The sequence below is a fragment of the Thioalkalivibrio sp. ALE16 genome (genome assembly GCF_000381305.1).
Taxonomy (GTDB): domain Bacteria; phylum Pseudomonadota; class Gammaproteobacteria; order Ectothiorhodospirales; family Ectothiorhodospiraceae; genus Thioalkalivibrio.
Genome location: NZ_KB906373.1, coordinates 48,903 through 55,782, shown reverse-complemented (window position 1 = coordinate 55,782; position 6,880 = coordinate 48,903). Strand labels below are relative to the sequence as shown.

Sequence of the window (6,880 nt, the reverse complement as noted above, 5' to 3'; positions counted from 1 at the left end):
CTCCATGCCGATCCGGCAGGCCGGCAGCTGGGCGACGAAGTTGCGCAACTGGCTGCGCCGCAGCGCCTTCGAAAACACCTGCCGGCCCTGCGCATCCACACCGTGGACCTGGAACACGTTCTTCGCGAGATCAATACCGAGTGTTGTAACCTGCATGTGGACGCCTCCGTCTTCTTCGAGTGAGAGTGATCACCCCCACTCTGGCACATCGCGATGCCGTAATAGGGCGGGGGCGTCCATCCCATTGAGGAGCAGAGCGACGAAGCAATCGGCCTGAGATCCCGGAGCGCTTCTCGTAGACCCGCGCCCAGTAACCCGAAGAGCCGGGATCTCCACCGATGAGCGAAACCCACCGCATCCCGCACCACCACCGAGGACCACCCAGAACAACGACGAAATCGGCAACAGCCCCCGAGGCCCACATCAGCGATCCAATCCACGAACCGACCGCCTGAACCCGATACCGCCGGCGATAGCGCCACCCCTAACCGATAGCGCCACCCCTAACTATTTTGTACAATCTGTACCTAATAGACAGAAAGGAACCGACATGCGTACCGTCAGCGCAAGCGAAGCCAAGCAGGGCCTGGCCGGCGTCATCGAATCCGCGCGCAAGGAGCCCGTCATCATCCAGCGCCAGAAACGCGATGTGGCCGTGGTCCTTTCGCCCGAAGAATACGAGCGCCTGGTCCACCTGAACGTGAATGAGTTCCGCCGGTTCTGCGACCAGATCGGTGGCAAGGCCGAAGCGACCGGCCTGACCCAGGAAAAGCTCGACCAACTCCTAGAAGCCTGACGGACTTGGGACTGATCTGCTGCGCGTGCGGGAGAGCGGCCCCTTTTGCCGCTCTCTCTCGTTACATAGCCCCACTATGCGCCTCCAGAGACCGGCAAAACGGACTCGCTCTCCCCACACGCTCGCGACGATCGCCCAAGTCCGACAGGCTTCCGGCCGATGACTGAGTCCAACCGGCAGCGTCGGTGGGTACTGGACACGAACCTGCTCGTCAGTCGCCTCCTGGTTCCGTCCGGCCCCGCGGCGAAGGCCGTTGACCACGCACTCGACCGGGGCATCCTCCTGGTCTCGGAGGCCACCCTCGACGAGCTCGTCCAGGTTCTCTCGCGCCCCAGATTCGACCCCTACATCAGCCAGGCGGAGCGACAGCAGTTCATCCGCTTGCTGGGTGGCATTGCACGGTTCGTTACGATCACCACCCCGATCACCGCCTGTCGCGATCCGAAGGACGACAAGTTCCTCGAAGTCGCCGTCCACGGCGAAGCCCATGCCATCGTTACCGGAGACGGCGACCTGCTCGACCTCGATCCCTTCCACGGCATCCGCATCCTCCGCCCCGCCGATCTCCTCACCCAGCGCTGAACCGCACCCGCACCAAACCATCTTGTCGCGCAGAGCCTTGTCCACCCTGTAGGAGCCGCCTTGGCGGCGAAGCACCTGCCAGCGCGTAATCCACCCCGTAGCACCCCCGGCCCACCGGCCAGCGCGCTGCGAAGAGCCGGGGTCGCCTCCAGTGACAAAACCCCCAAAGAAACTGACCACCCGCGTCACTTGGGGTGACCATTTTTGTCACGTGACACATCTGAGCCGCCGTATGTCGTGACCCAAACCCCAAACCGAATGGCCACACAGCGCCGTTTATCCGGGTTCTGATGTTCCTGGCACACCCATTGCTTCTAATCAGACAGCTGCCCACGGGGTGGCCGGGCCTCCGGCCCAGCTTTCATCACATCAAGGGAGTACGACCATGCAGAAGAAGACCGCCCAGCAGGGCTTTACGCTTATCGAGCTGATGATCGTTGTGGCGATTATCGGGATTTTGGCGGCGATTGCGTTGCCGGCTTATCAGGATTACACCGCGCGGGCGCAGGCAACCGAAGGTTTCCAGGCAACCAGTGGGCTACGGACACAGATTGGCCTTCATGCGTCAGAGAACGGCGATTTCACCGACTTGGGTAATGATCAAGCCGTAACCAACACCGCAGCCAACCTAAATGGACAATATTTCAGCGCTGGTGGCGTAACTGTCGATGCCGCCACCGGTGAAATCCAAATCGTCTTTGATGCCGGCGCGAACAACACCGAAACCCTCGCTCTTTTGCCTGCTCTCAATACCACCACCGGCCAAATCGAAGGCTGGACCTGTGACCCCTCGGGAACGACGACACTCGAAGCGCAGATCCTCCCGGGTGCTTGCCAGCCCTAATTCAATTCTCAGAACGGGTAAGGACACCCACTCAGTACCGGAGCCCCGGCCATCGTGCCGGGGCTTTCTTTTGATGTGAAATCCTCTGGTGAAAGCTCTGGCAAAGCTCTGGGACACCCACTTTTGCGCCCTGTAATCTAGATCTTCTAACCGGCCTGAATAATCTCTGGGACACCCACGTGGAAGAGGGTAAGGACACCCACCTAGTACTGGAGCCCCGGCCATCGTGCCGGGGCTTTTTCGTTAACGGGAATAATCTCTGGTGGCGTGACACTCTGGGACACCCACTTTGGAGTTAAAAGGGGACAGATTTATTTTCCCCTCCCCAAACCCCGGCCTCGTGCCGGGGTTTTTTGTTGTCACAAGCCGGATTCGCCGACACCAGCGACTCAACCAATTGGCGCCGGGCTCCGCACGCATTCCCAGTCCGCTCCTTCCCCGCAGGGCCACTAGCCATTCCCCGGTTTTTTGTGCTGGTCTAATTTTGGTGGACACCTCGATCGGTGGAATGATTGGGATCTGATCGAGGAGGGATCCTCCGGGACACCCACTTCGGATCCTCTTGGACACCCACTTTGTTGACATAAGCTCGATTCGCCGAAGCCGCCTGGCTCAGACTCCGCTGCTACATCCCGCACTCCCCCCACCCCCCAAATCGACCAGGGTCGCCGCCGTGGCGTGTCCAGGACCGACCGCCAGGAGACACGAATTCCGTTCCCTTCCGAGTGGATCCGGCTCTCCCGATTGCGCGCACCGATTCTTGTGCATACAATAAGTCAATGGAGATCGAGTTTGACGCAGACAAGGACGCTGCGAACCTCGCGAAACACGGGGTCTCACTTGGAACGGGCCTTCTGGGACACCCACTTTCCTCGGCCGCCCAACTTCCTCGGCCGGTCCCTGCGAGGGCATACCGGAAGCGCAGGCACACCCAGTTTGCTTGCCGTGCTCCTGAAAACCTTCAGGACAATGGCTATGCTATCGGCAGGAGCGCAACGGACATGCGTTCCGGCAGGCCTACTCCACGGAAGGAGTTCATCATGACCGAACCCCGCTCGACCCTCGTCTCTCTGGACGATACGCCCTGGTACCACGTGGTCTCGCGCTGCGTGCGGCGCGCCTTTCTGTGCGGCCACGATGCGCACACCGGCCGCTCCTTCGAACACCGGCGAGGCTGGATCGCCGACCGCATCAAGCAACTCGCTTCGGTATTCGCCATCGACATCGCGGCCTACGCGGTGATGAGCAACCACTTTCACATCGTCGTCCGGGTGGACGACACGCGGGTCCAGGGCCTGGGGCGGGACGAAGCCCTGAGTCGATGGACTCAACTCTTTGCCGGACCGACCCTGGTGCAGCGGTATCTGGCGGATGCGGAACGGCTCGGTCAAGCGGAAATCGAGCTCGTGGACGCTTGGGCGGAGACATATCGCTCGCGTCTGGCTGATCTTTCGTGGTTCATGCGCGTGCTGAACGAGTCGATCGCACGGCAAGCCAACGCCGAAGACGGGGTGACAGGGCGCTTCTGGGAAGGACGCTTCAAGAGCCAGGCGCTCCTCGACGAACAAGCTGTCCTGACCGCCATGGCCTACGTTGACCTCAACCCCATCCGGGCCGGGATCGCGGATACACCCGAGCGTTCGGATTACACATCGGTTGCCGAGAGGACCGACCTGCTCCTCAGGTTGGCCATGGACGACGACCCGCAAACCTGCGGGTCACCGAGCATCGATGCGGCCGATTCAACGAAAGGGTGCATGAGACGCTCGTACCGAATCGCCAGGGCGGTCGGACATCAGTGGCGTGCGGATCCACAGGATGCAGAATCCCTGAACCCCGAGTGGGCCCTGAATCGTCTGCCGGGTGCCCCGCTAATGCCATTCGATGCCACTGGCCGGACGGAACCGGCGGTGCCCTTTGGGTTCGAGGACTACCTGCAGCTCGTGGAGGCAACCGGCCGCGTGATCCGCGAAGACAAGCGCGGCTTCATTGATGGTGCAACCCCACCCTTGCTGGTACGTCTGGGAATCGACCCCGACCAGTTCATCCTCACATCCAGCCGCTTGCTGCGGCAATTTGGCAGCGTGGTGGGGACACCGGGTCGCATCACGGCCCGGTGCGACGCGCGCCAGACCCGCTATCTGCGAGGCATCGGGGCCGCCCGCAAGCTCTTCCCCAATCACGCTGCCTGACACCGTCGACCGCCATACAGACGCCAACGACCGGGATTCGCAGACGCTCTGCGCCATCAAGATCAGGAGAGTTTTCTGCGACTGCCAATTTGTCGCCCTTGGTCATGCCATCCTCGATGGACGCTAATCAGATCTTCTTGATGCGCATCACTGATGCGCATATTATATGCACCATTATCGGCATTATGCAGGAGGCCTTCGTGCACCAGGCCCCGTACAACACAGACGCACCGCGCAAGGCCACCAACCTCAGCGTCAATACCGACCTTCTGGCCCAGGCGCGAGAGCTCGGCATCAATCTCTCGGGCCTGTTCGAGGAATCGCTGGCGCGTGCCGTGCGCGACGCCCGTCGCGACGCATGGCTGACCGAGAATCGGGAGGCCCTCGAAGAATACAACCAGCGCGTAGCCAAACAGGGCAGCTTTGGCGACCATATGCGTCGCTTCTGATGGCGCAGTTTGCGGTACATCGCAACCCGCACGGAGCCACCGCGCGCTGGATACCCTATCTGCTCGTCCTTCAGAGCGATCTGCTCTCCGAACTGGACACGGTGGTGGTCGCCCCACTTGTAGACGCTGAGGCGTTTGGTCGCCCCGCCCGCATCCTCAACCCGACCTTCACCATCGAGGGCCAACCGGTCGTCCTGTCGACTGCTGAACTGGCCGGAGTTTCCCGCGAGTCGCTTGGCGCCGAGGTCGTCAGCCTAGCCCACGAGCGAAATGCCATCATCGCCGCTTGCGACTTGCTGCTCACCGGCATCTGACCGCTCCTTTGTCGGCCGGGACATCCACTTTGTTGCCGCGGCTACGTCCTTCCAGACGACCCCGTTTTGCAGGGGCACGAGTCTGACCCAACTCGCCAATTGCTCACTCCATTTAATGTGCATACAATAAGTATATGGAGATCGAGTTTGACGCAGACAAGGACGCTGCGAACCTGGCGAAACACGGGGTCTCACTCGGCGATGCCCTCGGGCTCGAATGGGATACGCTCCTGGCCATGGAAGACCGACGGAAAAGCTACGGCGAACGTCGAATGCTCGGGTACGCCTTGATGGGCGAACGCTTGTATTGCGTCGTTTTCACCGATCGATCGTCCGTGCGGCGAATCATCAGCCTGCGCAAAGCCAACAACCGGGAGATTGCGCGTTATGTCGAAATCACTAACGCTACGTAGCGGTCGGCGCGTCGTCTTGAACGACGCCGACGAGGAATCGTCCATTCAGGCCGGAATCGATGCTGATCCAGAGACCCGGGAACCTTCCGAAGACGAGACGAAAGCCCTGCGACGCGTCGGTCGCCCACCTCTGCCTGTGACTAAAGAGCGCATCACGATCCGCCTGTCGCCAGACGTCGTGGAGGCATTCCGCGCGACGGGAAAGGGTTGGCAGACGCGAATGGACTCGGCTTTGAAAGACTGGCTCAAGGAGCATAGTCCGACTTCTAATAATCGTTAGTTGTCAGGTCTCGGCTGGTTATAAACGCGTTTTCGAAAGCAGTCGGGGTGGGTTGGACCATCCCGAGGACACCCACTTTGCGGACATAAGCCGGATTCGCCGCCGCAATCGGCCGCAAGCCCCGCGTCTGCACCCCCGTCCCTCGCGCCAGGCCATTTCCGCAACGGTTATGGCCAGGGTATGATATGACCATCTACATGGTCAGGAGGGTGCGAAATGCCCGAGCCGACGGTTAGCCTGGCGAACGCCAAAGCCCACCTGAGCGAACTAGCTGAACGTGCTGCTGCAGGTGAATCCATCCTCATCACCAAGCGAGGCAAGGCGGTCGTGCGCCTTTCCAGTGCCACCGCACCCAGGAAGCCGATCGATGCGAATGCGCTCCGTGCAGTCACGGATACCCAGCACAACAGTATCGATGAGACCTTCATCCGTCGTATGCGTGATGATGCTCGCTACTGATGCGCTATCTGGATACCAGCGTCCTGGTGGCGGCCCTCACTCGCGAGCCCCGAACCGAGGATATGCAGAATTGGCTGGCGGCACAGAGCGCCGGTTCGCTGTGCATAAGTGACTGGGTGCTTACGGAGTTCTCCGCAGCCTTGTCCATGAAGGTTCGAATGGAGATCCTGACACCCCGGGAACGGGCGACCGTGCTTGGCGCATTTGCGGCGTTGCGGGAATCGTCGCTCTCGACCCTGCCGGTCTCGTCTATCGATTACCACACCGCTGCCCTCTTCGCCGACGATCATGCCTCCGGGTTGCGCGCGGGCGACGCACTTCACCTGGCCATTGCGTACAACCACGGCGTGGAACTTTGCTCACTCGACAAGACGCTCGTGGCCGCTGCAGAACCCATGGGCGTGAATGCGACGCTGCTGTAGTTTGCCGAGAATTCAGTTCTGCGGGACATCCACTTTGGCGACCATTCGTTGGCGCGGTGGCACATCCACTTTGGCGCGATGTCATCCCGGCCGGAGCGAAGCCAGGCGCCGGGATCTCCCGCGTAGAGG

General features: G+C 61.1%; 10 protein-coding genes and 1 pseudogene. 10 read left to right on the top strand and 1 reads right to left on the bottom strand.

The window, feature by feature from the left end:
* A pseudogene (locus F627_RS17060) lies at window positions 1-156 on the bottom strand (IS110 family transposase); the annotation flags it as partial.
* A 394-nt stretch (window positions 157-550) separates the two neighbouring features.
* Here F627_RS17060 and F627_RS0113770 point away from each other — a divergent pair.
* From F627_RS0113770 to F627_RS0113730, 10 genes are all read left to right on the top strand, one after another.
* Window positions 551-796 (top strand): type II toxin-antitoxin system Phd/YefM family antitoxin, encoded by a 246-nt coding sequence (locus F627_RS0113770; protein ID WP_019584376.1) that lies wholly within the window; start codon window positions 551-553, stop codon window positions 794-796.
* 159 nt (window positions 797-955) lie between these two features.
* The gene (locus F627_RS0113765; RefSeq protein WP_019584375.1) at window positions 956-1,378 is read left to right on the top strand and encodes a putative toxin-antitoxin system toxin component, PIN family; all 423 of its coding nucleotides are present in this window, start codon (window positions 956-958) and stop codon (window positions 1,376-1,378) included.
* 385 nt (window positions 1,379-1,763) lie between these two features.
* Window positions 1,764-2,222: a pilin gene (locus tag F627_RS0113760; protein ID WP_019584374.1), complete on the top strand. Its 459-nt coding sequence runs from the start codon at window positions 1,764-1,766 to the stop codon at window positions 2,220-2,222.
* Window positions 2,223-3,262: 1,040 nt separating this feature from the next.
* Window positions 3,263-4,414 carry a transposase gene (locus tag F627_RS0113755; RefSeq protein ID WP_019584373.1) on the top strand — a complete coding sequence of 384 codons (1,152 nt, stop codon included), beginning with the start codon at window positions 3,263-3,265 and terminating at the stop codon, window positions 4,412-4,414.
* 200 nt (window positions 4,415-4,614) lie between these two features.
* Window positions 4,615-4,863: a type II toxin-antitoxin system CcdA family antitoxin gene (locus F627_RS0113750; RefSeq protein WP_026332119.1), complete on the top strand. Its 249-nt coding sequence runs from the start codon at window positions 4,615-4,617 to the stop codon at window positions 4,861-4,863.
* Window positions 4,863-5,177 (top strand): CcdB family protein, encoded by a 315-nt coding sequence (locus F627_RS0113745; protein ID WP_019584371.1) that lies wholly within the window; start codon window positions 4,863-4,865, stop codon window positions 5,175-5,177. Before F627_RS0113750 ends, F627_RS0113745 begins: the two co-directional genes overlap by 1 nt.
* Before the next feature lie 134 nt (window positions 5,178-5,311).
* The gene (locus tag F627_RS0113740; RefSeq protein ID WP_018873278.1) at window positions 5,312-5,590 is read left to right on the top strand and encodes a BrnT family toxin; all 279 of its coding nucleotides are present in this window, start codon (window positions 5,312-5,314) and stop codon (window positions 5,588-5,590) included.
* Window positions 5,565-5,870, top strand: coding sequence for a BrnA antitoxin family protein (locus tag F627_RS16705; protein WP_081630767.1), 306 nt, complete (start codon window positions 5,565-5,567; stop codon window positions 5,868-5,870). Before F627_RS0113740 ends, F627_RS16705 begins: the two co-directional genes overlap by 26 nt.
* A 216-nt stretch (window positions 5,871-6,086) precedes the next feature.
* A complete protein-coding gene (locus F627_RS0113735; RefSeq protein ID WP_019584370.1) occupies window positions 6,087-6,329 on the top strand; it encodes a type II toxin-antitoxin system Phd/YefM family antitoxin in 243 nt (80 codons plus the stop codon).
* Complete coding sequence (locus tag F627_RS0113730; protein WP_019584369.1) at window positions 6,329-6,751, top strand: type II toxin-antitoxin system VapC family toxin; 423 nt, start codon at window positions 6,329-6,331, stop codon at window positions 6,749-6,751. Before F627_RS0113735 ends, F627_RS0113730 begins: the two co-directional genes overlap by 1 nt.
* Window positions 6,752-6,880 lie beyond the last annotated feature (129 nt).

Excerpts from the sequence above, each read along its gene's own strand:
- F627_RS0113770 (WP_019584376.1), top strand. The coding sequence starts at position 551 with ATGCGTACCGTCAGCGCAAGCGAAGCCAAGCAGGGCCTGGCCGGCGTC.
- F627_RS0113765 (WP_019584375.1), top strand. The coding sequence starts at position 956 with ATGACTGAGTCCAACCGGCAGCGTCGGTGGGTACTGGACACGAACCTG.
- F627_RS0113760 (WP_019584374.1), top strand. The coding sequence starts at position 1,764 with ATGCAGAAGAAGACCGCCCAGCAGGGCTTTACGCTTATCGAGCTGATG.
- F627_RS0113755 (WP_019584373.1), top strand. The coding sequence starts at position 3,263 with ATGACCGAACCCCGCTCGACCCTCGTCTCTCTGGACGATACGCCCTGG.
- F627_RS0113745 (WP_019584371.1), top strand. The coding sequence starts at position 4,863 with ATGGCGCAGTTTGCGGTACATCGCAACCCGCACGGAGCCACCGCGCGC.
- F627_RS0113740 (WP_018873278.1), top strand. The coding sequence starts at position 5,312 with ATGGAGATCGAGTTTGACGCAGACAAGGACGCTGCGAACCTGGCGAAA.
- F627_RS16705 (WP_081630767.1), top strand. The coding sequence starts at position 5,565 with ATGTCGAAATCACTAACGCTACGTAGCGGTCGGCGCGTCGTCTTGAAC.
- F627_RS0113735 (WP_019584370.1), top strand. The coding sequence starts at position 6,087 with ATGCCCGAGCCGACGGTTAGCCTGGCGAACGCCAAAGCCCACCTGAGC.
- F627_RS0113730 (WP_019584369.1), top strand. The coding sequence starts at position 6,329 with ATGCGCTATCTGGATACCAGCGTCCTGGTGGCGGCCCTCACTCGCGAG.